Raw genomic sequence first — 25,569 nt, 5'->3', positions numbered from 1 at the left:
GTTAAGGCAAGATCAACCAATGATGGGGTGACGATCCGCCCAGAATAGAAAGCGTCCCAGAACAGCAAGAACCCCTCCGCCGTCGCGACGGCCCCGCCATTGCCAATGAGGTTCCACCCAGGCGTTGGGCCACCCCAGCTTGCCTCGGCAATTGCCGATGGCTGGAACCAAGTGCGCCAGCTTCTGCCGCTCTTCATCGACAGCGCCGGATCGTAGGCGATTTGATAGCCCATGGCTGGCAGGTCATTGGCGGCCAGAACATGCTGATTGAGATAATCATCGAAGGACATACCGGCCTTCACCTCGACGATGGCCGCCAAGAGTGAGTAACCAGCGTTGGAGTAGAGATATTGTGCCCCCACCGGGTGGGCGAGCGGCGCTACCATCAACCGGTTTAGGAAGGCATCACGCCCCAAAACCTCTTCATCACTACCTGTAGACTCTACCAGACCGGATGAGTGGGTCAGTAGCTGGTGGATCGTGATATCCCGCTTATCCTCTGGCACGTTCGGCAACAACTCAGAGAGCGTGGTGTTGAGCATGAACTCACCCGCCTCAACCATGTGCAGGACAACGACCGCCGTCACAAATTTGGTTAGGGATCCAATATCCACCAGCGGGTCGACAGCGCTGACATGGGGGAAGGCTGACATTTCGACATCCATATGTCGCTCACCGTCAACCAACCCAGATCGCCCGATGATGATCGGCGCCGATTGCTGGGTCAGGGCCACCGCCTGCTGATGAAGCGGGTCGGCCTGTGCCGGTGCTGCTGTGAGACACAAGCCGATAAGCGCTATCGCCAGTTTCTTCATTTCGGTCCCCCTAAAGCGAGGTTCGCACCCTACCCCGCCTTCGCTGTTTCTTCACCGGCATAGCATCCCTGGGATGGTCGCGGCATGCGCGGCGTTCGGGTGCTGGCCCGGTAGTCATTGATCACATCGCATGGGGTGTAGTGGCGCTCAATCTCATGCAAATCATCATCGCTAAGTTTGGTGTCCATGGCGGCGACGGCCTGATCAATCTGCGCCACACTATCGGCCCCTACAAGCATGGCCGAAATCTCTGACTTACGGAGGACCCAGGCCTGGGCGATTTGCGCCGCCGGGACACCATGATTGGCGCCCACCTTGGCCACCGCCTGTGAGATGTCGAGCGAGGTTTGGTCGTTATACATCTGGGCGGTAAAGAAGTCGGTGGTGTTCCGAACCGAGGTGGCGTCATTCGCCAACAGGCCCCGGGCCAGCGGGCTGAATACCGACACGCCGATGCCCTGATCCATGCAAAGCGGGATCATCTCCCGCTCCTCCTCCCGGTAGGCGCAGTTGAGCTGAAGCTGCATGTTGATCGGCTTGGTCCAGCCATAGCGCTCACAGACATTGAGGATCTTGGCAAACTGCCAGGCATACATGGTCGAGGCGCCGATATACCGGGCCTTACCCATGCGCACCACATCGTTCAGCGCCTCCATCGTCTCCTCAACCGGGGTCTCGGTATCGAAGAAATGCATCATGTAGATATCGGCGTACTCCATCTGCATCCGGGATAGGGACCCATCAATGGCGTCAAACACATGCTTGCGCGACAGGCCAACCGAATTCACATCCCGGCCGATCTGATAGCCAAGCTTGGTCGTGATCACGAGCTCATCCCGCTTCGCGACCCGGCGCAGGACGTTGCAGACCGCGGCCTCCCCCTCACCGGTGGAGTAGAAATCGGCGAGATCGATGAAATTGATCCCCTGCTCCAACGCATGGGTGATCAGCGGTTCACTCTCCCGCTCATCAAAGATCCAGGGCTTCCAGTTTTTGGAGCCCATATTCATCGTGCCAAGGCAGAGCCGGGACACCTTCAGACCAGAATTTCCAAGACGATTATATTCCATGACGCGCCCTCTTAATTGATGCTGGCGGATATGCGGGATGAGTGATCAGGCATCGCCGTAAGCGACCCAGATACCCTTGGTTTTCGTGTATGAGCTAAGGGAGTGGATGGCCATTTCCTTGCCCCAACCACTCTCCTTAAAACCGCCAAACGGGCTGGAGAGGCCGTAGCAGCCATACCGGTTGATGAAGATCATCCCGGCATCAAGGCGATCAGCCATCCGATGGGCGGTGCTGAGATCGGCGGTGTAGAGACCAGCGGCCAGGCCATAGGCGCTGTCATTGGCGAGCGCTAGCGCCTCATCCGCATCCTCGAACGCGGTGCAGGACAGGACCGGGCCAAAGATCTCCTCCTGCGCGATGCGGGCATCCCGCGGCACGTTTGAGAAGATGGTCGGGCGGATGAAGAAGCCATCGGCATTGGCGCTCTCTTGATCCGCTGACCCACCGGTGACCAGCTCGGCCTCGCCCTTGCCGATCTCGATATAGTCCATGATCCGTTTGAACTGCGCGGCGTTACATTGCGGGCCCTGGTCAGAGGCTGGGTCCAGCGGGTCGCCGCAGCGGATCGCCGCCGCCTTTTCAATCAACGCATCCAGCACCCGGTCATAGATGCCGCGTTGGATCAGGAACCGCGTCGGCTCTGAGCATTTCTCCCCCTTATGGGAGAACATGACATTGAAGGCGCGGTCGATGGCGGCATCCAAATCCGGCGTGTCGTCAAAGAAGATACAAGGCGACTTGCCACCCAGCTCGAGCGTCACGGCCTTCAGGTTCGATTGCCCGGAATTTTGCACGATGCGGCGGCCCACATTGGTGCTACCGGTGAAGGAAACCTTGTGCACATCGCGGCTGATGGTGAGGCGGTCGGCCACTGGCCCATCGCACACCACTAGGTTCAACAGGCCGGGCGGTAGGTCGAGCTCGCGGTCAATCAGCTCAAACAGGAATAGGGTCGCAAGCGGTGTGTATTCCGATGGTTTCATCACCACCGTGTTGCCCATGGCCAGCGCTGGCGCGATCTTCAAACTGGCCTGGTAGAGCGGGAAATTCCAGGGCGCGATCAGGGCGCAAACGCCCACCGGCTCCTTCGAGGTGAAGTTCAGGAACCCGGTTTCGACCGGTGAAACCTCGCCGTAAAACTTGTCGGTCCACCCGGCGTAATACTCAAAGATATCGGCGCAGGTCGGGATGTCATCCACTATTGCCTCGGATAGCAGCTTGCCATTGGGCAGGCTCTCAAACAGGGCAAGACGCTCGGTATTCTCCCGGATCAGCCGGGCGATGGCGTTGAGTGCATCCGCCCGTTCCTTCCGCGTGGTTTGCCGGGACCAAACCCCGCTCGAATGGCAAGCATGGGCGGCGGCAATCGCCTCATCCACCTGGCCCGCCGTGGCAAAGCGATAATCGGCCAGTACCGACCCGTTGGCCGGGTTGGTCACCTGCCAGTCATCACCGGCACCATCGACCCAAGCGCCATTGATATACTGTCGCTTCTTCTCGCCGAGCCAGGTCTCAGCCCAACTCATCTCAGCGTTACTCGTCATCATCTAGTCCTTGTTACGCCCGGGCCAGGCTGGCCCGGATTATCGGAAGGGGTTTGGGCTAACTGCCCGGCTTATTGTTCTTGTCGTTGTTGGTCTTATCGGCGGTATCGCGCTGCCAGATTTGCAGGACGGCACCGAGGTCACCGGCGGCCTGCTTTGCCACGCTGGCGGCGTAGCGATAGCCAAACATCCGTTTGATGTTCATCAGGCTCGGCACCAGGCTATTGGCGTTTTGGGCGTTGCGGTCGGCATTCATCTGCATGCCCTGCACGCATTGCCGGCGCAGGGAATAGGTCGCGCTATAAAGCAGGTCGATCATGTCGAGCAGCGCCACAATCAATACCATTGACCAGGGGTTGTAATCCAGCTCGCCATGATCCTGGGTCATGCGGATCGTCTCGCCCCGCCCGCAGACCATCATCGCGCATTGGATGACGAATTCCGGCACGGCCGGGTTGGTCTTCCCCGGGATGGCGGACGACCCGGCCATGACCGATGGCAGGGTAATCTCAGACAGCCCAGCGCTGGGGCCCGAGGCCATGAGACGGAGGTCCTTACAAAACCGGATCAGCGATCGCGCCACCTGATCGAGGGAGGAAGAGAGGTTCTGCAGCGGGTCCTGCGCTTGGGAGGCGGCGAAGAGGTTCTCGGTCCGGCTGATATCACCTGAGAGGCCGGCCTCAACCAAGGTGTAGTTGAGATGCGCCATGATGTTCTCAACATAGGCCGGGCTGCAATCATCGCTCCGGCCAACCACATTGCCGCCGAGGTTCAGCTTCGCCAGGCGGCTGGCATCCTGCTGCGCCCGACCGGTTAGGTTGATCAGGTTGAAGGCAACGCCGTCGAAATAGTCCTGGGCGCTGATATCAATCGCATCCTGAAGGCAGGTGCGGGCAATCTTGCGCACCGATGACACCTCAGCGCCGAATTTGGAGAGGTCATCCACCAGGCCGCGCAACTCCGCCTCCAACGCCAAAAAGGCCGTGCGCGCCGCAATGTGGCTGGCGGTTGAGAGGCAGTCGGTGGTGGATTGGTTGAGGTTCACATGATCGATCGGCTGCACCGGGTCCTTGGCCGCAATCGGGGCGTCCAGAAACCCGGTATTGGCAAGGTTCGCCAGCACCTCATTCACGTNCATGTTGGTCGCGATACCGCCCCCGCCATGGAAGGCATGAACCGGGAAGGTTTCGGGCAGCCGATGCTCAAGCAGCGTTTGGGCGGCGGCGATGATCGCATCGCCGTGGTGCCGCTCTAACTCACCGATGGCCACATTGGTCCGGGCGGCGGCGATCTTGATGAACAACATCGCATCGATCAGCCGGGGATAGGCGCAGAGCCGATTGGCGCCATAGACGGAGAACAGATCAACCGCACGTTGGGTTTGGGCGCCGAAAGCCGCATGGCTCGGCACGTAAATCATGCCGATATCATCGGTTTCCACTCGGTATGAAGCATCAGTTTCTTTCATGACGTCATCGCAACATTGCCGATCAAACCTCAGCGTCGCTGGTATTTCCGCCATTTTCAAATTACAAAATCCTGGGGTCATTCATTTAAGTTATGACCTAGCCATGATTGCAGGAGCTGAGTTTGATGAGCGCCACCGGCACAACAGAGCCCACAGGGGCAGGCCAATCAGCAGGCCAATCAGCACCACCCCAACAGGCACCGCCACCCAGCCTGACCTCACTCCGCGCTTTCTCCGCCGTGGGGCAGTGCCAAAGCTTTACCAAGGCAGCACAACAGCTAGGCGTGACCCAGAGTGCGATCAGCCGCCAGATCAAGCTGTTGGAGGAGGCGCTGGACATCACCCTGTTCCACCGGATCGGCAACAGCATCTCCCTAACGCCGGAGGGGGCGAGCCTGCACCAGCGGGTATTTGAGACCTTCGGCCTGTTGGATGAGGCAGTGGCCGAAACCCGCGCCATTTCAGCCCGGCAGCGGATCAACCTGCTGGCCCCACCCACCTTCGCCGCGCGCTGGCTGACCCGGCGCCTGCATTCGTTTAGGGAGCGGTTCCCCGCCTATGATCTGGCGGTCTATACAAGGCCCCATGGCGATATCCGGATGGATTGCAGCGTGCGCTTCGGCATCGGGGCGGAGCGGGCGGGGCAAAGCACCCAGCTGCTGATCGAGCAGCATATGGCGGTTTGCGCGCCCAGCTTGCGCGACGATCCAAAGGCCATGGCCGATAGCTGCCTGTTCCATGTGCTGGATGAGGAGGAGCGCCTGCCACTCTGGGATGATTGGTTCGCGGTGTCGGGCCAGGCGCGGGGCGACTTCCCCGAAACCTCCCTCGATTTCGCCACGCTAGAAATGGCGATAGAGGCGGCCAAGAACGGCGCCGGCCTCGCCATCGTTGACCGCCACATGATCGAATACGAACTGGCCGCCGGCAGCCTGGTCCCCATCGACCAAACCGTGGTCACCGGGCCCAGAGGCTACTGGCTAGAAATCTCGAGCGAACAACAAGCGCGGACCAGGTCCGTGCAGTTTGTGAACTGGCTGCGGTCTGAGTGAGGGGAGGCGCTGAAGCCATAAGACTGAACCTAAAGAAAGGCCCGATATCTGATGGCAACACCACATGAAATAAATCCGCACCAGAGACACTATCGGTCATTCTCCCGCAGAAGACAGGATCTCGACTGAATAATACTGAGGATCGTCCAAAAGTAAGCGAAACACCTTCTTTGATTCTCTATCCAAATAGATATTATTTAACATCCATTCAGCACCCTCTCGGGCGAGATAATCATCCGGACTCTTACCGATATGATGAAATAGTAAATTCAAAAACGAATTTCTAAAAAAAGGTATTTCACAATTTACAGTATTTGGAACCTTAGTGGACAAAATATCATTTACATCAGTATATGTTACATCCATATAATCCCTAATCTGATTAATATTGTCAAATTTAGGAAAATATGATTTTTGCGGAAAATAAAACTCTCTAATTTGATATAGAGGATTATTTCTCAAAAGGTCTCCATATGTTTCGTATCCATCTGCGCCAGGATCTGACTCTGGAAAATACTGTCCAATTTTCCAATCCAAGCCTATCGATAGGCTTCGAATTAACTGGCTAAGGTAGCAAAAAATCACAAAGTCATCTGTGCCAAAGTTATATGAGATCATTCCATATCTAACATCCGGATGCCCCATATTATCAATTTTTGATATATAGTACTTATAATCTCTTACAGAGATAATCTCTGATAGCTCTTCAATATAATCTGATTTAAATTTTATAAATTCTTCAAAATTTTCTTCAATAATTTTATATCCATCAAATATTTTATGGCCAAATCGATCTACTTTATGGCCATTTAAAACCAGGCACGCCTTCATATATTTTTCTAAGGACTGTGCTGCATTCCAGTAAAACTCCCCATGATAACCCGCAAGCGCAGATATCTTTGCCAAGATATAATTGGTATCTGCTTGCGAGACAAAGTGATTGTAAGCAAAAACACTTTGAAAATGTTGTATAGATTCAAACTGCATTAAGTACTAGGCCGTCTCAGCAAACAGTTCCCGACCAATCAGCATGCGTCGGATCTCCGACGTGCCCGCGCCGATTTCGTAGAGTTTGGCGTCGCGGAGGAGGCGGCCGGTTGGGTATTCGTTGATATAGCCGTTGCCGCCCAGGCATTGGATTGCCTCTAGGGCCATCCAGGTGGCCTTTTCAGCGGCGTAGAGGATGGCGCCGGCGGCGTCCTTACGGGTGATCTCACCTCGGTCAATAGCCTTGCCCACCATATAGACATAGGCCTTGGCCGTGTTCATGGTCACATACATATCGGCGAGCTTGCCCTGCATCAGCTGGAAGGTGCCGATCGGTTTGCCGAATTGCTCGCGCTCATGCACGTAAGGGATCACGATATCCATGCAGGCCTGCATGATGCCGAGCGGCCCGGCGGCCAGCACCGCGCGTTCGTAATCCAGTCCGGACATCAAGACGGCAACCCCGCCGCCCTCGGTGCCGAGGATATTCTCCTCTGGCACTTCACAGTCCTGGAACACGAGTTCGCCGGTGTGGGACCCACGCATGCCGAGCTTGTCCAGCTTCTGCGCGCAGGAGAAGCCCTTAAACCCCTTCTCAATGATAAAGGCGGTGATGCCGCGTGACCCGGCGCTCGGGTCCGTCTTGGCATAGACGACCAGCGTCTCGGCATCCGGGCCGTTGGTGATCCACATCTTGGAGCCGTTGAGGATATAGCGGTCGCCCTTCTTCTCCGCCTTCAGCTTCATCGACACCACATCGGAACCGGCACCCGGCTCCGACATCGCGAGTGCCCCCACATGCTCGCCAGAGATCAGTTTGGGGAGGTAGCGGGCCCGCTGCTCATCATTGCCGTTCAGGCGGATTTGGTTCACGCAGAGATTGGAATGGGCGCCGTAGCTTAGGCCGACGGAAGCCGAGGCGCGGGAGATTTCCTCCATCGCCACCATATGCTCAACATAGCCCATACCGGCACCGCCGAGCTCTTCCTCAACCGTGACACCGTGCAGGCCCATGGCCCCCATCTTCTGCCAAAGATCGGCGGGGAAGACATCGGTGCGGTCGATCTCCTCCGCCCGGGGCGCAATCTCAGCCGCCGCGAAATCGGCCACGCTATCGCGCAGCATGTCGGCGGTCTCTCCCAAATCGAGATTAAACGGGCGTGGCGCGTTGGCGAGCATGGGTGGTTTCCTCAAGGTTATTCTTTATGGGGCCAGCGATGATGCAAGCTGGCCGATCTGTTGCCGCCTATATACCGCGTGCGGGGCTAGGCCGCCAAGGTTACTGGTGTCACGGGCTTGCCGACCCGCAGCGGGGGATTGGTGCTTTCGACAGAGGGGCGTAGGCCAAGGGCTAGACATCACTGATACATCGCTTCGCCGGTACCTTTTATCGTCAGGCTCCCCTCCCCAGGAGACTTAATATGGCCCCCAAGGCTGGACTTCCCCTCACCCTTCTTGCTGCGGCTGGCATGGTCGTTGCCCCGGCTTCCGTTTTTGCCAGCGGCCCTGACACGCAAACGCCAACCCATGAGATAACGGCCGAGGCACCGGTGGCGTACCCAACGATCCACCCCGACCTGCTGAAAACTGAGGCTGAGAACGATCCCGCAGCCCAGCGTGAAATCATCGATTACGCCGCCGGCCCGCTACCGGTTTCCAATCAACGGTTGGAGGCCATGGGTATGGATGAAACCGCGGCCAAGATCATTTCGGAGAACCGGAATGAGGGGCATGTGCTAGGGGCGGCTGATGCCCAGCCTGGCGGCCAGACAGCGGCTGAATGGTGGAAAGATGTGGAGCCAGGCCTGATTGAGGCGCGCAAGACCTCCATCCGCAGTGGGTTGATCGGTGCAGCGGCCATCGGGCTTATCATTGGGCTCGTTACCAGTGGCCCGGCCCTCGCCAGCGCTGGCCCCGGACGCCGCTATTAACCCGGCCTACGGCACCAGAAATTGTACATCGCGAGGAAGGTGTCGGGGTTGGCCTGCTCAAACCTGTGCCAGTTCTCAAGCGACAGCATATTTGGGTCATCGGGGAAGCTTGCCCGGTACTGGTCCCGCACTGCCTGATTGGGTAGGGAGAAGCCCATAAACTCCAACCCTTCCGCCGGCAGCATGTCGGCGATCATGGGGATTGTGTAGCGATGCTCTTGCCGGTGAAACAGCAGATCCCGAAAACCTGAGAGGGTGTAGAAATCCGCGATCAGGCTGACCTGCTTTGCCGCCTCACTCTGATCGGCCAATAGGCGCTGCCGCAACTGACGTAGAGTTACGGGATCGGCCAAATCCTGATCCTGCCCATAGGCGTCACGAAGTGTACGAATATGCCGACGGGCGGTTTCGCTATAGAGGCCCAGCCGCAGCCAACCACCTGGCCTCAAACATGCGGTCAGGGCGGCAAGCCCCGCCGCCGGATCCTCCATATGGTGGATCACACCTGAGGATTGGATGAGGTCATAGAGCGCGTCCAGATTGGGCAACTCAAGGATATCGCCCTGGAACAGGTTGAGGCGATCACCCACCCCATACCGTTCAGCCATCATGGCGGCATAACCCAGGCTCGCACGACTTAAATCCATGGCATCAATGGCCTTATCACGCAGCAGCATCAACAGTTGCAGGGGCTGCTGGCCAGTGCCACAGCCGGCGATCAGAATCTGATCAATCGGCGCTGATGCCCCCTCGGGCTCATAGCCCAAATCATGGGTCAGATAGAGCTCGGTATTGATTGCAGGCAGCGATGGCAGGCGCGACCAGCGCGGATAGGGGTTCTCTTCATAATGTTGGCCCACATCGACGGATACCTGCCCCTGAAGCTCGCCCCGTTGCGCGATCCCCTCGGCCTTTTGCCGCTGGTCGGTTGGGCGTTTGATGTGTCAGTCGAACAAGGTGGGGGAGACACCAAGGGCCAACAACGCCGCCTCATGGTTAAGCGCCATTGCCTTGGTTTCTGGCCAGTCCGTCAGCGGCCCATAGCAAGCAGCCAGCATCAGCGTGGGCAGCATTTCAGCACTGGGCGGTGATGCCAGTGACTTGATGGCGGGCACCAGGGCGTCCATGGCGCCATCCTCAATCATCCAGGCATATTCGGTCATCGCCCCATGGACCGCCATCGCATTCAAGATCGGCAGCAGCAGGCCCCAATGCTCATCCCCCAAGACGCGCGCACCGGTCCAATCCAACAGCAGGCCCTGTCGGAGGGCAGTCAGCAGCCGCTCACCATGGCTATTGGTAATTGGGCGCAGCGTCAGCAGACTGGTCAATAGTGGTGAGGACACCAGGCGCCTTAGCGTGGGGTTAGCCAGAAACCAAAGGCTGCGCCCCGTTGGATCGGTGGCCATCGCCTGATCAATCAGGCCAACGATCCCGGTGTTGAACAGCAGCGAGAGCGCAAAATTGCCAACCTGATCAAGATCGGCGTTTTGCTGGGCGAGGCAAAACACCAGCACCTGCTCAACCCGGCCAAAGCTGGCCTCATCCGTCAGCGGCTGCTGGACCAGCGCGGCCAGGAACCGATCCACCGCATCGGCCCATTCAGGCGTGGCGGGGTTGAGCGCGCTGGGACCGTGGAGTTGGTCAGCCAGGTCAAACAGGGACATGGGGCTAGGGGGCCGATTGGTCGAGGGATAGCCAACCAGACCGGTATACCGTCACCGCGCCGATCAAGGCCAGTCGCTTTACCCGGTTACCTTTGGGTTCAGGGATTAGGGCCTAGGGCCAGTCCGCGGACCCGATTGGGACGGGCTGGGTCCTTCATCCTCACTGCGGCGACGACGGGCGGGTTGGTTGCCATCGATATTGCCAACCATCAGGGCGCGCCCCATGCCGACCAGACCGGCGATTAGGATACCGCCGCCAATGGCATCGGCGAGGCGTTGGTCCGCCACATGCTCTTTGATCTTACCCTCGGCCTGTTGCCACCACTCTGCTGGGTCCTGGCCCTCTGCGGCCCCTGGTAGGTCACCATTATTGCGCAGGGCCGTTAGGGCATGGGCAGCACGGCGGCTCAGCCCCATACCATCAAAGCTGGGATCAGCAATGGCATGGCCCTTGGCCGCGGCTCCAATGATCTGGCGCTGGGCCTTGATGTCACCGATAACCGCATCATCGAGCAGATCATGGTCGATCAGCGCGCCTTGGGATATCTGGGCTGGTGGCTGCTCGTAAGAGATGTCCTGTGCATTGGCAGCCAATGGTGGACCCATGGTCATGGCGGTCACGGCGGCCGTCAGAAGCCGGTTCTTCCACCGCGTTGAGGGGTTGGTTGAGGGGGTGCTAGCTGAACGTGACCTCATGGGGTTGGGCCACCCATGGTTGCGTCGATGCGCTGGTCGTTGGCTGGCCCTTGGCCATTCTTACGACGGCGATAGGCGCTAAGGGCCGCACTGCCGCCAACCATTAGGGCAAAGCCACCGGCCAGGGCACCAGCCAGTTGGAATGGCAGGGCACGTTCAGCCCGGTATTCGGCCATCTTCTCAAAGATCTTCGGCTCGGTCTCGCGCCACCAATCGGCCGGGGATTGCCCATCCTTTGCACCGGGCAGCTCGCCCGAGTTACGGGCGCGGGTCAGGGTGTAGGCCGCATCCGTGGTCAGGACCAAATCAAACTTCGTGTTGCCAATCGCATAGCCGCGGGCCGCGTCATCAATCGCCGCCTTCTGCATCTTACGATTGCCAATCATCCCCTCATCAAGAAGCTCTGGTGAGATTTCAGGGTAGTTATCGGTTGGGATGGCCTGCACCTCCTGGCTCGCCTGAAACGGCCAAATGCTTGCCTGTGGCTGGGCCTGTGCCTCTGCTGGTCCAGCCATGGTGAGGGCCGCGGTTGCGGCGACTAAAAGTGTTTGCTTCCAACCGGTAGACATTGTTGAAACCCTTTGAATTATCTCTCTTTGTGTATGGGCTATTGTATATCATATGTGAACGAAAGAGCCTGATTGTCATTTTATTGTAAAATAATATGAACCAATAAAATGATGCCTGAGGCCATTGTTTTACGGCGTCATGCCGCCGAAACGCTGGCGTAGCCGCTCCTCACCCGTGGCTTGTGGGCCATCCTTGCGACGACGGATGGCACCGGCGGCCGCACCGCCCACCATTGTCAGCGCCATTAGACCAGCCAGACCACCGGCAACCTGCAGGGGCAAGTCCCGCTGGGCCTTGTACTCGGCCATCTTCTCAAACAGCACGGGCTCGGCGCGTTGCCACCAATCGCCAGCAGCCTCACCCTCTAGCGCGCGCGGCAGTTCACCATGGTTATTAGCCCGGGTCAGGGCGCCAGCAGCCTCGGTGGTGAAACCACGGTCCAGATACTGACCCATGATCGCGTGGCGCGGCATGAGGGAGGCAACCAGCTCTTCTTGAATGTCGGGGCGGTCGACGGCCCAGTCATCCAGCAGGTCGGGATGTACCCGCACCGCGGTCTGCGCGTGGGCCTGTGCTGGCGCTTCAACGGTTTGAGTGACCGCAGCCGTTTGGGTGGGCTGCTGGGCATCCGGCCCGCTGGCGAGTGCCGAACCACCAAAGGTTAGACCGGCAATGGCTGCGAGGGCGATAGGCCCTTTACGAAACTTAGACATGGAAAACTCCTTCAAATGAAAATGCTGTTGGCTTGAGGGCTCGGCGTTATGGGCTGCGCTTAGGCCCGGATGGGGCGGCCGTTTCTGCCGTTTTGTCCTTGCGGCGACGGCGGATCTTCCAGGCTGCCAAACCGCCCGCGCCGGCAACACCGATGGTGCCCAAAACCGCAAGTGAGCGGTTCCGCTCTCGGGTGCGATAGTCATCCATGATCTGCTCAAGCTGCGGCTGGGTGTCTTTCCACCACTCTCGATCCGTCTCGTTGAGCTTCAAGAACAGGTCACCACGATTGCGGGCCTCGGCGAAGGCACTGGCCGCAGCGCTGTTCAGGCCCAGCTCATCCAAAGTGCGGCGGCTAACCGGGTAGTGATTGGCCAGCTCGGTCATGATCCGGTCATGGGCTTTGGGGTGGTCGACCACCGCCGGGTCCAACCATTCAGCCCGAATGTCATAGGTTTCAGTTGCAGCCTCGTTTTGGGCAGCTGCGGGGTTTCCAACGGCACTAGCTGCGGCCAGTGCCAATGCTTTTGTCCAAACGCGTCCAGTCATCGATTTACCCTTAAAAGAACAATTGGTTGTCGGTTTGTGTCGTGCTCGCAGCCCCTGCCTTCCATGGCTGAAGCCAGGCAGTCGCGCGATATGCCGAAGGGCACCCGGTGTTCCCGGATGCCGCTTTCAGCGCTCAAATGTTTGGTTTGATTGTGTGGGACCGACCCAGAAGCCAGTGCTTAAGGGTTGAGGGCTACCCGCGCGTCCCAAAACGCGGGATCGTGGACAACGGTTCTCGCGGCGCCTCAAGCGAACCCGCTTCAGGCGTTGTGTGGCATGGCAAATGGTCGGCCTGTGCCAACCCTAAATTCCAGAACGTAGCCATCGTGTTGGACCTTATAAAAGCTCGCGTATGAACTTCTGGTTGCGCGAGAATTTATCCGTTGTCGATTGTTTACTGGTGATTAATGAAAGTGGCCATGTGAATGCAACATGTTTCTTTTTGGTAATTAATATAAGGGTTTACTGATACGGGGCGGTGTTGACCTGGGCGGCAGTTCTGAGCACAGTCGCTCCCCACAGATAAGGAAGACCGCAACCCCAACGAAGCGGCCCGTTTGACCGAGGAAACATGACCATGACCAGCGCTAACCAAGCGACCCCTGCAGCCCCGATCTTGCCGGGCCAGATGATGCAGATGCCGTTACTTATCAGCAGCATCCTGCAACATGCCGAACGGGTGAGCCCAAACACGCTGATCACCACCCGCACGGTGGAGGGTCCGTTCCATCAATATAGCTACCGCGATGCCGCCCAGCGGATCCGTAAGCTGGCCAACACGCTGATTGAGATGGGCATTAAGCCAGGCGACCGGATTGCGACCCTGGCCTGGAACACCTACCGGCATTTTGAGCTGTACTACGCTATCTCTGGCATCGGCGCGGTGCTGCACACGATTAACCCACGCCTTCACCCGGAACAGATCGCCTATATCGTCAACCATGCCGAAGACCGCATCCTGTTCTTCGACCTGACCTTTACCCCGATCATTGAGGGGGTTCAGGACCACCTGAAGACGGTGGAGCATTTCGTGGCGATGACCGATGACGGCCATGCACCGGATGCGAAGATCCGCGACCTGTCCATCTATGAGACGATGATCGCGCCTGCGAGTGATCAGTTCGACTGGCCGCAGTTTGATGAGAATACGGCGTCTTCCCTCTGCTACACCTCGGGCACGACCGGCAATCCGAAGGGTGTGCTCTATTCCCACCGCTCCACCGTGCTGCACGCCATGGCGGCCAATATGGGCAATGCCTGCGCCTTCACCGCCCGCGATGCGGTGATGCCGATTGTGCCGATGTTCCATGTGAATGCCTGGGGCACCCCCTATGCCGCACCAATGGCCGGGGCACAGCTGGTCATGCCCGGCCCGGGCCTGGACGGCAAAAACCTGCATGAGTTGATTGAGCGGACCGACACCTCCGTCATCTTAGGCGTGCCGACCGTCATGCTAGGCCTGCTTAACCACCTGCAAGAGAGTGGTGGCCGGGTTGATTGCCTAGATCGCCTGGTGGTCGGCGGCTCCGCCGTGCCGCAGGCACAGATTGAGGCGTATGAGGGCACCTATGATGTAAAGGTCGTCCATGCCTGGGGCATGACCGAGTTGAGCCCACTCGGCAGTTTCGTCGTAATGCAGCGGGAGTTTGACGACCTGGCAGCGGATGAGCAGATGCGCATCAAGCTGAAGCAGGGCAAATGCATGTTCGGCGTTGAAATGCGCGCCGTCGACGATGACGGCAATGAGCTGCCCGCCGATGGCGAGAGCGCAGGCCACCTGCAGATCCGAAGCCCCTGGTCGACCAATGGCTATTTCAAAGGGAAAGGGCAATCAGCTTTTACCGAGGATGGCTGGTTCACCACCGGCGATGTGGCCAATCTGGACGAATTCGGCTTCATGGCCATCACCGACCGGTCTAAGGATGTGATCAAATCGGGCGGTGAGTGGATCAGCTCAATCGATCTGGAAAACGCCGCCGTCTCCCACCCCGGCGTGGCGATGGCAGCAGTAATCGCGATCCCGCATCCAAAATGGGATGAGCGGCCGCTGCTGGTGGTGGTCAAGGCCCCTGGCCAAGACCCCTCACCGGAAGAGATCCTCGAATTCCTAAAACCAAAGGTCGCCAAATGGTGGCTGCCCGACGCGGTGGAGTTCGTCGATGAAATCCCTTTGGGCGCTACTGGCAAAATCCTGAAAACCGCCCTGCGCGATCAGTTCGCCGGCTATCAGCTCGCCGCCGAGTAGGCGGGCGCTGGAAAGCGGTCCAAGAAACGCTCAGCCCGGGGCATGGCATCATGCAGAAATTGCCCCGGCTCCCGAAGCCATAGGCCGTCATAGGTTTTGGACTTCGCCTCACTGACCAACACATCAGTCGGCAGGGGCACCAGGCGGCATGACCAGCCTGGCCAATACCGCTGCGCCTTAGCTGTAAAGTGGTTCAGAAGGCGGTCCGCATCGACATAGCCGTGGTAGTCAAAGGCCTGTCCGGCCTGATCCCGTACAAAGATATGATTGCCGGTATGGCCCTCAGACGGCCTAACCCAAACAGCACCAAATCCGGCCGACGAATATCGGGTTAGAAACGCATAGGCCAGGATGTGGCAGGCACCGGCGGCGAAGAACACGCGGTCAGGTAAGGCCCAACGGCGAACCGGGTCACTCTTAATCCCTGGGGCAAGCTTATACATCGCCGCTACCCGGCTGGCTTACGGCACCAGAAATTGTACATGGCCGCGAACATGGTTGGATTGGCCTGCTCAACCTGGTGCCAACGGTCCAGATCGGCCATCTGCTCATCATCCGGAAACATGGTGCGGTAGGGTTGGCGCTGGACGGGATCGGCAAAGCTCATGCCCAAGAACTCAAGCCCTTGGTCGGCAAGCAACTGGGCAATCCCAGGCAGGTCAAACTGATGCTCTTGCCGGTGGAATAGAAGGTCGCGAAAACCGGAGAGGGAATAGAGATCCGTGGTCCATCGCACCCGGGCCACATCCTCCCCACCATCCATTAATATCTGTCGGCGCAGGTCACGAAGATCGGCGGCGCTGTCCGGATCGCGGCCATCACCAAACCGGGCGCGGAGGCTATTAATCGCCGAGCGACCAGTACGGCTATAGAAACCCAACTGCAAAAGGCCGTCGGGTCGAAGCGTGGTGGCAACGGAGGCGAGACCAGCCGCCGGGTCGGCCATGTGATGCAGCACGCCAATCGACTCCGCCACATCATAGGAGCCGGGCTCAACATGGTCTGCAAGGGCCAGAATATCACCCTGGGCGAAGGTTAAGCGCGGCTGCAGCCCCAACCGCTCGGCCATCATCGCGGCATAGCCGAGGCTCTGACGGCTAAGGTCCACCGCATCGATGCTGGCCTCTGGAATGATTGAGGCAACAGCCAGGGCCTGCCGACCGGTACCGCACCCCGCGATTAAGATGCGGGGCTGGGCCCTACCGCCGACATCGAGCGGGCGGCCAAGTTGGTGGGAGATATAGCCAGCCAACCCCAATGGCGGGATCAAACCAAGCCGCGACCATCGTGGGTAGGGGTTCTGCTCATACTGCTCTGCCACCGCTTTTGAGATGGCATCGCTGACCTCCGTCATCACCGGGATAGCTTCGGCATGGCGCTGCCAGGCTCTTGGTTCATCCCAGTGGAGGCCAATCAACCGCTCATCAAACCCATCATCGATAAGGTCTTCCCGTGCCTCATCATCGGAAAGCAGCTTCTCCCAGCTCTCAAGACTGAATAACGGCTGGTAACTGGCGATGAGTAATAGCCGCACGGCGAGCAGATCATCATCAACGTCAATATCATTGATGAGTTGCTGAACCTGCTCTTGCTCCCGGCCATCCAGGGCCCAGGCATACTCGGTCAGCAACCCCTGCGCCGCGATCGCATTCATCAACGGTAGCAGCATGTCCCACTGAAATGACGGCAGGTCGCCGGCGATAAACGCCCCGGCCAACCTGGCCCTGACAGTGGTCAGCACAGCCTCCAACACACCATCATAGAGCGCCCCAGCGAACAGGAGTTCGTGCAGCGCGGGCTGCGCCAAAAGCTTGCGGCAGGTGGGGTCGGTTAGGAACCAAAGGGTCTCAGCGCCCGGATCCTCGGCACCCAGCCCCAGCATATGGGCCTGCTGTTCAGAATTGGCCAAGAGCGCCAGCGCTAAGGAGTAGACCGTCTGCCGGGTAACGCCAGGTGCCGCGAGCGCTGCCGCCAAGCATTCCATGATCACCGGCGGTACGTCATCGCTTGCCTGGGCTGCCTCACGACAATTGGCGACGAGCTGATACAGCAGCTCATGCCAGGCCGGGCTATCGACCGCTGGATCACCAGAGAGAAGCTTTGCCGCTGTATCTAGGGGCCAAGGGCTGGACATGCTGACGGGCGCGGGATGAAACGGGGAATGACCGCCAAACCCTAGGCCTAGAAGCGCAGAAACGGAAGCAATTGGCGCAGTAGCAGGAGCATGCCCATTAGGGAGTTGCTGACATAGGTCATCGCCGCAGCGGTCAGCAGCTCGCGGGCCTGGGGCATATCCGCCTCGCCCAGGAACTGGCCACGATCCAAGATCGGCAGTGCCCGACCAAAGCTGGCATCAAATTCCACCGGCAAGGTGATCAGCCGGGTGGCAGCTGATAGGGCGACCGCAGCCAAAAACATCAAACCCATGCCAATCGGCAGGCCCGGCGCCTTGAGCAGCGGACCCGCGATGAGTGAGATGCTCCAAACGATCATCGAGATCTGAACCGCGAGGTTGCTGATCCGGACCAAGGGTTGGCGGATATTAAAGGCCCAATAGCCATCGCGGTGCTGTAGCGCGTGGCCAACCTCATGGGCGGCAATCGTCACGGCGGCGAGGGATTTGCCATGCATGTGATCGGCGGTTAGGCGAACCATCCGCTTCTCAGGATCGTAATGGTCACCCTGATTGGTCACCTCAACGCCCACATCCTCGAGCCCGGCAATGTCGATCAGATGGCGCGCGAATTCACCGCCTGAGCCAGGGAAATCCAAACGCTCAGCACCGTTGCGCTTGATCACACGGCTGGCCCAGAACCCAGGGCCAACGATGATCACCAGCAAAATCAGCGATATGACAATAACAGCAGCCATGATCAGCAAGATGGCGAGAGATTAGCCAGCTTCAACCGCGTCAAAACCGACAAGGGCCACACCCTCCTCAACCTGATCACCCTCGGCAAAAGGTAGATCGGTTACGGTGCCATCGGTTGGCGCCTTGATCACATGCTCCATCTTCATCGCCTCGAGCACCAGAATGGGGTCACCCGCTTTCAGCGCTGTGCCGGAGGTCACCATCACGGTGGTGACCTTACCGGGCATGGGAGCGGTCAGGCCACCGGCAGCCGCCGCTTCCGCTTCTGGCACCGCGAGCGGGTTGCGATAGGTCAGGTCATACCAGCGGCCATCGGCGGCATCGCGGATGGAGAGCGTATCCCCTTGGCGATCAACCGCGATGGTTTGGTTATGACCGTTAAGGCTGAATGACCAGCCAAGTGCCACCGGTGCAAAACCGGACACCTCATGCGCCTCCTCACCGATCAGCGCGGTCAGTGCCCGCCCGTCGGTTTTCAAGGTCACGGCATGATCACCACCAGCGGCATCGGTAAAGTTGAGCGGGATCTGGCGATCCAGATTAAGCAGCCAGCCATCGGCAGCCCAGGGCCCAGCAGCACTCTTGATCAAACCGGCAACCGCCAGGGCAGCGGCAATTAGCACCGTGGCGGTCGGCTGAGGGCCCGGGCCGAGCAGGTCAGCCTCATGCTGCTCAATGAACCGGGTGTCTAGCTGGGCGTCGCGGAAAGCTGGGTGATCCACCACCCGCCGCAGGAAGCCAAGGTTACCGTTCAGCCCGGTGAGCCGGGTTCCCGCCAGCATATCGCTTAACCGTTCAATGGCTGCGTCCCGGCTTGGCCCCCAGGCAATCAGCTTGGCAATCATAGGGTCATAGAAGGGGGTAACCGCATCCCCGGCCCGAATACCGGCATCGACCCGCAACCCCTCACCCGCCGGCACATCAAACCGGGCAACGGTGCCAATCTGGGGCAAGAAGCCCCGGGCCGGGTCCTCGGCATAGAGACGCACCTCAACCGCATGACCGGTGGCGGTCAGATCGAATTGTGGACCTGGCAGGGGCTCACCCGCTGCCACCCGCAGCTGCCATTCAACCAGATCGAGGCCGGTGATCGCCTCGGTTACCGGGTGCTCAACCTGTAGGCGGGTATTCATTTCCATGAAGTAGAATGAGCCATCTTCATCAAGCAGGAACTCGACCGTTCCGGCCCCGACATAATTAATGGCCTGGGCGGCCCGGACGGCGGCAGCGCCCATGGCTTCCCGGGTTGCCTGGTCCAGACCGGGGGCTGGTGCCTCCTCAACCACCTTCTGGTGGCGCCGCTGGATTGAGCAATCACGTTCGAAGAGGTGGATGCAGCGACCCTCACGATCCGCCAGCACCTGAATCTCCACATGCCGTGGCTTAGCGAGATAGCGTTCAAGCAGGACGTGGTCATCGCTAAAGGCAGCCAGCGCCTCGCGCTTCGCACTCTCAAGCCCGGCGGCGAACTCGGCCGCACTCTCGACCACCTTCATGCCCTTACCGCCACCACCGGCGGAGGCCTTAATCAGCAGCGGGAACCCAACCTGTTCTGCCTGTTTCGCCAGATGTTCCGGCGATTGATCATCGCCATGATAGCCGGGAACCAAGGGCACGTCGGCCTCTGCCATTAGCGCCTTTGCTGCTGATTTACCGCCCATCGCCCGGATCGCCGAGGCGGGCGGACCCACAAAGATCAGATCGGCGGCAGCCAAGGCATCGGCAAACTCCGCATTCTCAGCGAGGAAACCATAGCCGGGATGGACGGCCTGGGCGCCCGTACGCTTTGCCGCCTCAATCACCTTATCGATCTTCAGATAGCTTTCCGCGGCTGGCGCTGGGCCGATATGGACTGCCTCATCACAGGCCGCAACATGGGCGGCCTTCGCATCGGCATCGGAATAGATGGCGACGGTTGCGATACCCATCTCACGCGCCGTGCGGGCGATGCGGCAGGCAATCTCCCCCCGATTGGCGATCAGGAGTTTGCGTATCTCAGCCATGGTGTCTGGACCCTTCCCCAATACCGCTGATTTGGCGCGGCTTCTTATTCTTAGTCGTCTTTGACCCAGTCGGGCTTACGTTTTTCTAAGAAGGCCGACAAGCCTTCTTGCCCTTCCGGGCTAGTGCGGGCCTTGGCGATCTGCTGCACCGTGGTGGAGCGCATGGCCGCCGGTTCAAAGTCCCGCACATCGGCGATTAGCTTCTTCGACAAGCGTTTCGCCTGGCGCCCACCTTTGGATAGGTGGTTCAGAACTTTAGCCACCGCATCATCCAACTCATCACCGGGCACGACCTCATGGAACAGGCCGATCTGCTTGGCGGTCTCAGCATCAATGCGCTCAGCCGTTAGGAAATAACGGCGCGCAGCACGGCCCCCAATCGCCCGGATCACAAAGGGCGAGATGGTGGCCGGGGTCAGGCCCAAGCGGACCTCAGACAGCTGAACAAACGCATCCTCAGCAGCGATGGCGATATCACAGCAAGCAACCAAGCCAACACCACCGCCAATGGCCGGGCCCTGCACCCGGGCTATCGTCGGCTTCGGCATATCGTCGAGGGTGGCCATCAACCCAGCCAGGGCATCGGCATCCTTCACATTCTCAGTTTCGGTGAACTCGGCCATGCGCTGCATCCAATTCGCGTCAGCACCGGCTGAAAAGCTGGGTCCCTCGGCCTGCAGCAGCACTGCACCGATGCTGGCATCATGGGCCATATCCCGCAGCGTGGACGTCAGATAGGCGATCAGCTTGTCATCGAAGGCGTTATGCTTATCCGGCCGGTTAAGCGTGATGGCGGCAACTTCGCCCTCCTGCTCAATCAGCACATCGTTTTCAATTGTCATATGTTTATCGACAGTTAGGCGTGTTTATTCGAGTCATTCGGCAATTGCGCGGTGAACGAATTGCACGACAACCGACCCCTCGCCAACGGCGGAGGCAACCCGTTTTACCGATCCTGCCCGCACATCGCCAACGGCATAAATGCGAGGGCGGCTCGTTTCATAAAGGGTGGGTGTACGTTCCAACGTCCATTCGGAGCGGACCAACTCCATCGGGCTCAGATCAGCACCGGTTTTGACAAAGCCACCGGCATCCAACGCCACGCAACCCGACAACCAGTCGGTGCAAGCCTCAGCACCAATAAAGGTGAATAGATGGCGGCACTCACGAACCTCGGTCTCATCCCGGTCGGCATAGTGGATTGTCACCGACCGCAACCGGCGACTGCCATGGCCATCGCCCGCGCTTGGCCGCTCTTCCCCATCAAGCCCAACGATTGAAGAATGGCCGTGGACGGTGATGTTTTCGGCCTCATCAATCCGGCGGATCAGATAGGCTGACATGCTGGATGTCAGATCGGGTTTGCGAACATGGATGTGCACATGCTTGGCAACCGAGGCCAAGAAAACCGCTGCCTGGCCAGCAGAGTTGCCACCACCGACCAGCGTGACCTCTGCGCCTTCACACAGCTGCGCCTCCATCCCGGTGGCAGCATAGAACACACCCTGACCCTCATAATCGGCCAGGCCATCAATCGGCAGCTTTCGGTACTTCGCACCGCTGGCGACGATGATCGATCGGGTCATTAACTCCCGATCATCAGAGGTCGTGATGACATAGGCCTCGCTTGAGCAATCCAGCGACTTGGCCCCCACTGGGGTGGCGAGCTGAACACCGAATTTCTGGGCCTGGGCCGCCGCCCGATCGGCCAAATCACGACCAGAGATGCCCGTGGGGAAGCCGAGATAATTCTCAATCTTCGAGCTGGTTGAAGCCTGGCCGCCAGGTGCCGTCCCATCAATGACAGAAACCTTCAGGCCCTCAGACGCCGCATAGACCGCCGAGGCCAAGCCGGCTGGCCCCGCACCAACAACAACCACATCCCAAAGCTCGCCCTCATTGATGTGATCGAGCCCGAACTGCTTCGCAATCTCCTGACCCGATGGGTTCCGGAGAATCTCGCCAGTGCGCAGCTTTAACAGCGGCATATCGCCGATTGGGATGCGACAGGCGCCGGTGATGAACTCAGCAGAGTCTTCGCATTTCTGCACATCCGTGTAGCCATGCGGGATGTTGTTGCGGGTCAGGAACTCCCGGACGCGGTGCGTATTGTTGTCCAGGCTGGAACCAAATAGCTGGATCGCGGTCAGGCTGCGCTCTCGCATCCGTTCCCGCCGGGCCATAAAGGTCGACAGGATAATGTCGCTGATCTCGCTATCCTCGACCAAAACCCGTCGCAGATTATCGGGGGAGATGCGAACAAAGGTGGTCGGCTCCAACGCACTGACAAAGACCAGTGAGGCCTGACCAGACATGGTGGCAATCTCGCCCATGATCCCACCGGCGCCATGGTCGGCGAGGCTGGTATAGGTGCCATCACTATTGCTGTGCCGTGCCTCTAAGCGGCCGCTGAGGATCACGAGAAAATCAACATTCCGCTGACCTTCGGAGATCACCACCTCCTCGGTGCCGGCGCTGTCCTCAACGCCGAATGGGCGCAGGCGGTCGACTTGCGCATCGGTCAGGATGGGCCGGATCGAATGCGGCACATCATTGGGCGCTCTGGTCAGCTTGGCCTCTTCTAGAGCCTGCTCCTTGAGGTCAGTTGTATCAGGCAAAGGACTACTCCAATCGCGCTGGAACACTGCCCAACGCTACATCCGGAAAACGCCAAACTTCGTGGCTTCGATCGGCGCGTTCAGCGCCGCTGATAGGGCCATGCCCAGCACCCGGCGGCTATCAGCCGGGGCAATGATGCCATCATCCCAAAGCCGGGCGCTGGCATAGTAGGGGTGACCCTGGGTCTCATATTGGTCCGCGATCGGCGCTTTGAAGTCTGCCTCCTCGCTCTCGGTCCAGCTTTCCCCCTTAGATTCCAGAATATCACGCCGCACCTGGGCGAGAACCGTGGCCGCCTGTTCACCGCCCATCACTGAAATCCGGGCGTTTGGCCACATAAACATCATCCGCGGCTGGAAAGCCCGACCACACATACCGTAATTGCCCGCGCCGAAGCTGCCACCCACCACAAGGGTGAGTTTGGGCACATTTGCGCAAGAAACAGCTGTCACCATCTTCGCGCCGTCTTTGGCAATGCCGCCGGCCTCGTACTTTTGGCCGACCATGAAGCCAGTGATGTTCTGTAGGAAGACCAGCGGAATCTGCCGCTGGGCACAAAGCTCGATGAAATGGGCGCCCTTTACCGCGCTTTCAGAAAACAGGATGCCGTTATTGGCAACGATGCCGATTGGCTGGCCGTAGAGTTTGGCGAAACCAGTCACCAAGGTGGTGCCGTAATTGGTTTTAAACTCGTCAAATTCGCTGCCATCGACCAGGCGGGCAATGATCTCCCGAATATCGAAGGGCTTGCGCGCATCGGCTGGAACAATGCCGTTTAGCTCATCCGCATCAAACAGTGGATCGATATCATTCCGGATCTGTAACGATGCTGCTGGATTGTGGTTTAAATTGCCCACAATCCGCCGGGCAATGCGCAGGGCATCGCCATCATCTTGGGCGTAGTGGTCAGCAACACCAGAGATTTTGGCGTGCACATCGGCACCACCCAGATCCTCAGCGGACACAACCTCACCCGTCGCCGCCTTCACCAGTGGTGGACCACCAAGGAAGATGGTGCCCTGCTTTTTAACGATGATGCTCTCATCCGCCATGGCGGGCACATAGGCGCCTCCAGCGGTGCAAGAGCCCATGACCACCGCGATCTGCGGGATACCCATGGAGGACATGGTGGCCTGATTATAGAAGATACGGCCGAAGTGATCGCGATCCGGAAACACCTCATCCTGAAGCGGCAGGAACGCGCCACCGCTATCAACCAGATAGATGCAGGGCAGCCGGTTCTCCCGCGCGATCTCTTGGGCGCGGAGGTGCTTCTTCACCGTCAGCGGATAATAGGTGCCCCCCTTAACCGTCGCATCATTGGCCACGATCATGCAGGTGACACCGCTTACTTGGCCAATACCGGTGATAATGCCAGCGGCTGGTACCACATCGTCATAGACCTGATAGGCGGCAAAGGCGGATAGCTCGAGGAACGGCGTCCCCGGATCAATCAGGGTCTGCACCCGGTCGCGCGGCAACAGCTTGCCCCGGGCCAGATGCTTTGAGCGGGCACGCTCACCACCGCCCTCGGCGATGCTGGCCGATTTGTCACGCAGATCATCGACCAGTGCCGCCATGGCAGCGGCGTTATCTTTGTAGTCGGCACTATTGGTGTTTATCGCGCTGGTCAGGACGGTCATGGGGGCCTTATGGGGCAGACGTGGAAAGCCGCACAGAAACGGTGCCCATCTCTGCTAGCGCCTGCCCTGGCCCAGGGCAAGGGCCTATTCCTTAGCCTTGGCCGGTTTGGGTTCGGCCTGCTCAGCCGGTTCGGCTGCCGCTTCAGGGGTTGCACCAGTCTCTTCGCTAGGCGCTGGCTCTACAGCCTCTTCCACCTGTGGACTTACTGCAGCGACCTCTCTCAGCAGCTGAAAGCTCTGGTTGAACTGCGCCGCCTCTGCACCCAGAAGGCCGGTATTGTCATAGGCACGCAGCACGACCAGGATCAGGTGATCGCCATCGGGCATCAGCCAGATCACAGCGTAATGGCCGCCCTGATCGCCATCGGGAATAGCGCCGGTCAGTTCGACCGCATCCCGACCAAAGGCATCAAAGCGGCGCACCTGGTCGATGCGCGTCCCCTCGCCCATGAGGACCGCCACCATCCGTTGACCCAGCTCGCTCGCTAACGCCGGAACAGGATCACGGCGGACCGCATCCAAAAATGGCGGGATCACTGGCGCAAACTCATCTTGCCAGCGCAGGCGCGACACCTGGGCGATGATCTCGGCACCAGCGGCAGCATAGGTCACGCTTTCGGCCACCATTTCCGGATCGATACCTTGAACAAAGTCTTCAAACCGGCTGACCGGGGCCGGAAAGACTGATGAGAACAGCTGGTCTGTATCGGTAAAGGTGACCGCCTGCTGGGCCGTGGATGCGGCCGGTGGTGTCACAACGGCGACCTGTGCCGGTGGCGGGGCCGTCGGTTGTTGGGCAGCTGGTTGCTGATTGGATGGGACAGAAGCATCACCGGGCAGTGGCGGCAATCCGCCACCAGCATTCGCATCCCCGGCTGGAGTGCTCGCGACCTCTGATGGGGGTCCACTAGAACCGTCGGCTGGGGGCGCGTTTTCGGCCTGCCCATCCTCGGTACTACCGTCGATTAAGCCCAATTCCTGGGCCTCACGCTCGGCTGCCTTAAGCCGGGCCTCAGCCACGGTAATGATGTCGTAGAAGTCTTTGCCGAATACGGCATAGCCAATGATAGCACCGGCGGCGGCCAGCACCGCCAACATGCTCAATAGAACCAAAAGCCCCTTCATT

At 59.1% G+C, this 25,569-nt stretch carries 23 protein-coding genes; 3 read left to right on the top strand and 20 right to left on the bottom strand.

The features are described from left to right. The 4 genes from KI792_14450 to KI792_14435 form a co-directional block, all read right to left on the bottom strand. The coding region (locus KI792_14450) for a beta-lactamase family protein (protein MBV6634224.1) at positions 1-815 on the bottom strand (815 nt) is incomplete at its 3' end. 29 nt (positions 816-844) lie between these two features. Next, entirely contained in the window at positions 845-1,885 is a 1,041-nt protein-coding gene (locus KI792_14445; protein ID MBV6634223.1) for an aldo/keto reductase, read from the bottom strand. 45 nt (positions 1,886-1,930) lie between these two features. Next, positions 1,931-3,430, bottom strand: coding sequence for an aldehyde dehydrogenase (locus tag KI792_14440; protein ID MBV6634222.1), 1,500 nt, complete (start codon positions 3,428-3,430; stop codon positions 1,931-1,933). A 58-nt stretch (positions 3,431-3,488) separates the two neighbouring features. Beyond that, positions 3,489-4,898 (bottom strand): aspartate ammonia-lyase, encoded by a 1,410-nt coding sequence (locus tag KI792_14435; protein ID MBV6634221.1) that lies wholly within the window; start codon positions 4,896-4,898, stop codon positions 3,489-3,491. Positions 4,899-5,023: 125 nt separating this feature from the next. Between KI792_14435 and KI792_14430 the strand changes: the two genes are divergently transcribed. Beyond that, on the top strand, positions 5,024-5,950 hold the full coding sequence (locus tag KI792_14430) for a LysR family transcriptional regulator (protein ID MBV6634220.1): 927 nt from the start codon (positions 5,024-5,026) through the stop codon (positions 5,948-5,950). Between the two features lie 96 nt (positions 5,951-6,046). Here the strand turns inward: KI792_14430 and KI792_14425 are convergent, their stop codons facing one another. Together KI792_14425 and KI792_14420 are read right to left on the bottom strand one after the other, a co-directional pair. Continuing rightward, positions 6,047-6,937, bottom strand: a complete 891-nt coding sequence (locus KI792_14425; protein ID MBV6634219.1) for a HEPN domain-containing protein — start codon at positions 6,935-6,937, stop codon at positions 6,047-6,049. Between the two features lie 6 nt (positions 6,938-6,943). Beyond that, positions 6,944-8,116, bottom strand: a complete 1,173-nt coding sequence (locus KI792_14420; protein ID MBV6634218.1) for an isovaleryl-CoA dehydrogenase — start codon at positions 8,114-8,116, stop codon at positions 6,944-6,946. Positions 8,117-8,358: 242 nt separating this feature from the next. Here KI792_14420 and KI792_14415 point away from each other — a divergent pair, with 242 nt between their 5' ends. Further along, positions 8,359-8,868: a hypothetical protein gene (locus KI792_14415; protein ID MBV6634217.1), complete on the top strand. Its 510-nt coding sequence runs from the start codon at positions 8,359-8,361 to the stop codon at positions 8,866-8,868. On the opposite strand, the gene KI792_14410 is transcribed toward KI792_14415, so the two are convergent. The 6 genes from KI792_14410 to KI792_14385 form a co-directional block, all read right to left on the bottom strand. Further along, complete coding sequence (locus KI792_14410) at positions 8,865-9,728, bottom strand: class I SAM-dependent methyltransferase (GenBank protein MBV6634216.1); 864 nt, start codon at positions 9,726-9,728, stop codon at positions 8,865-8,867. The two genes, KI792_14415 and KI792_14410, sit on opposite strands and share 4 nt — an antisense overlap. An 84-nt stretch (positions 9,729-9,812) precedes the next feature. After that, positions 9,813-10,535: a hypothetical protein gene (locus tag KI792_14405; GenBank protein MBV6634215.1), complete on the bottom strand. Its 723-nt coding sequence runs from the start codon at positions 10,533-10,535 to the stop codon at positions 9,813-9,815. A 105-nt stretch (positions 10,536-10,640) separates the two neighbouring features. Next, complete coding sequence (locus KI792_14400) at positions 10,641-11,231, bottom strand: hypothetical protein (GenBank protein MBV6634214.1); 591 nt, start codon at positions 11,229-11,231, stop codon at positions 10,641-10,643. Next, the gene (locus tag KI792_14395) at positions 11,228-11,800 is read right to left on the bottom strand and encodes a hypothetical protein (protein MBV6634213.1); all 573 of its coding nucleotides are present in this window, start codon (positions 11,798-11,800) and stop codon (positions 11,228-11,230) included. Before KI792_14395 ends, KI792_14400 begins: the two co-directional genes overlap by 4 nt. A 129-nt stretch (positions 11,801-11,929) precedes the next feature. Then, a complete protein-coding gene (locus tag KI792_14390) occupies positions 11,930-12,514 on the bottom strand; it encodes a hypothetical protein (GenBank protein ID MBV6634212.1) in 585 nt (194 codons plus the stop codon). 46 nt (positions 12,515-12,560) lie between these two features. Then, positions 12,561-13,061, bottom strand: a complete 501-nt coding sequence (locus KI792_14385; protein MBV6634211.1) for a hypothetical protein — start codon at positions 13,059-13,061, stop codon at positions 12,561-12,563. A 616-nt stretch (positions 13,062-13,677) separates the two neighbouring features. Between KI792_14385 and KI792_14380 the strand changes: the two genes are divergently transcribed. Beyond that, positions 13,678-15,306, top strand: coding sequence for a long-chain-fatty-acid--CoA ligase (locus tag KI792_14380; GenBank protein MBV6634210.1), 1,629 nt, complete (start codon positions 13,678-13,680; stop codon positions 15,304-15,306). Here KI792_14380 and KI792_14375 read toward each other — a convergent pair. From KI792_14375 to KI792_14340, 8 genes are all read right to left on the bottom strand, one after another. Continuing rightward, on the bottom strand, positions 15,288-15,749 hold the full coding sequence (locus KI792_14375; protein MBV6634209.1) for a hypothetical protein: 462 nt from the start codon (positions 15,747-15,749) through the stop codon (positions 15,288-15,290). The two genes, KI792_14380 and KI792_14375, sit on opposite strands and share 19 nt — an antisense overlap. A 5-nt stretch (positions 15,750-15,754) precedes the next feature. Further along, a complete protein-coding gene (locus KI792_14370; protein ID MBV6634208.1) occupies positions 15,755-17,440 on the bottom strand; it encodes a class I SAM-dependent methyltransferase in 1,686 nt (561 codons plus the stop codon). A gap of 47 nt (positions 17,441-17,487) precedes the next feature. Beyond that, positions 17,488-18,177 carry a zinc metallopeptidase gene (locus KI792_14365; GenBank protein MBV6634207.1) on the bottom strand — a complete coding sequence of 230 codons (690 nt, stop codon included), beginning with the start codon at positions 18,175-18,177 and terminating at the stop codon, positions 17,488-17,490. Between the two features lie 21 nt (positions 18,178-18,198). Beyond that, positions 18,199-20,181 (bottom strand): acetyl-CoA carboxylase biotin carboxylase subunit, encoded by a 1,983-nt coding sequence (locus tag KI792_14360; GenBank protein ID MBV6634206.1) that lies wholly within the window; start codon positions 20,179-20,181, stop codon positions 18,199-18,201. 50 nt (positions 20,182-20,231) lie between these two features. Further along, the gene (locus tag KI792_14355; protein ID MBV6634205.1) at positions 20,232-21,023 is read right to left on the bottom strand and encodes an enoyl-CoA hydratase/isomerase family protein; all 792 of its coding nucleotides are present in this window, start codon (positions 21,021-21,023) and stop codon (positions 20,232-20,234) included. A gap of 33 nt (positions 21,024-21,056) precedes the next feature. Next, positions 21,057-22,799: an FAD-dependent oxidoreductase gene (locus KI792_14350; GenBank protein ID MBV6634204.1), complete on the bottom strand. Its 1,743-nt coding sequence runs from the start codon at positions 22,797-22,799 to the stop codon at positions 21,057-21,059. A gap of 36 nt (positions 22,800-22,835) precedes the next feature. Then, entirely contained in the window at positions 22,836-24,443 is a 1,608-nt protein-coding gene (locus KI792_14345; GenBank protein MBV6634203.1) for a methylcrotonoyl-CoA carboxylase, read from the bottom strand. 84 nt (positions 24,444-24,527) lie between these two features. Continuing rightward, positions 24,528-25,568 carry a hypothetical protein gene (locus tag KI792_14340; GenBank protein ID MBV6634202.1) on the bottom strand — a complete coding sequence of 347 codons (1,041 nt, stop codon included), beginning with the start codon at positions 25,566-25,568 and terminating at the stop codon, positions 24,528-24,530. Between the last annotated feature and the right edge of the window lies 1 nt (position 25,569).

The sequence above is a fragment of the Alphaproteobacteria bacterium SS10 genome, assembly GCA_019192455.1.
GTDB lineage: Bacteria > Pseudomonadota > Alphaproteobacteria > TMED2 > TMED2 > TMED2.
This window is presented reverse-complemented; position numbering and strand designations above follow the sequence as displayed.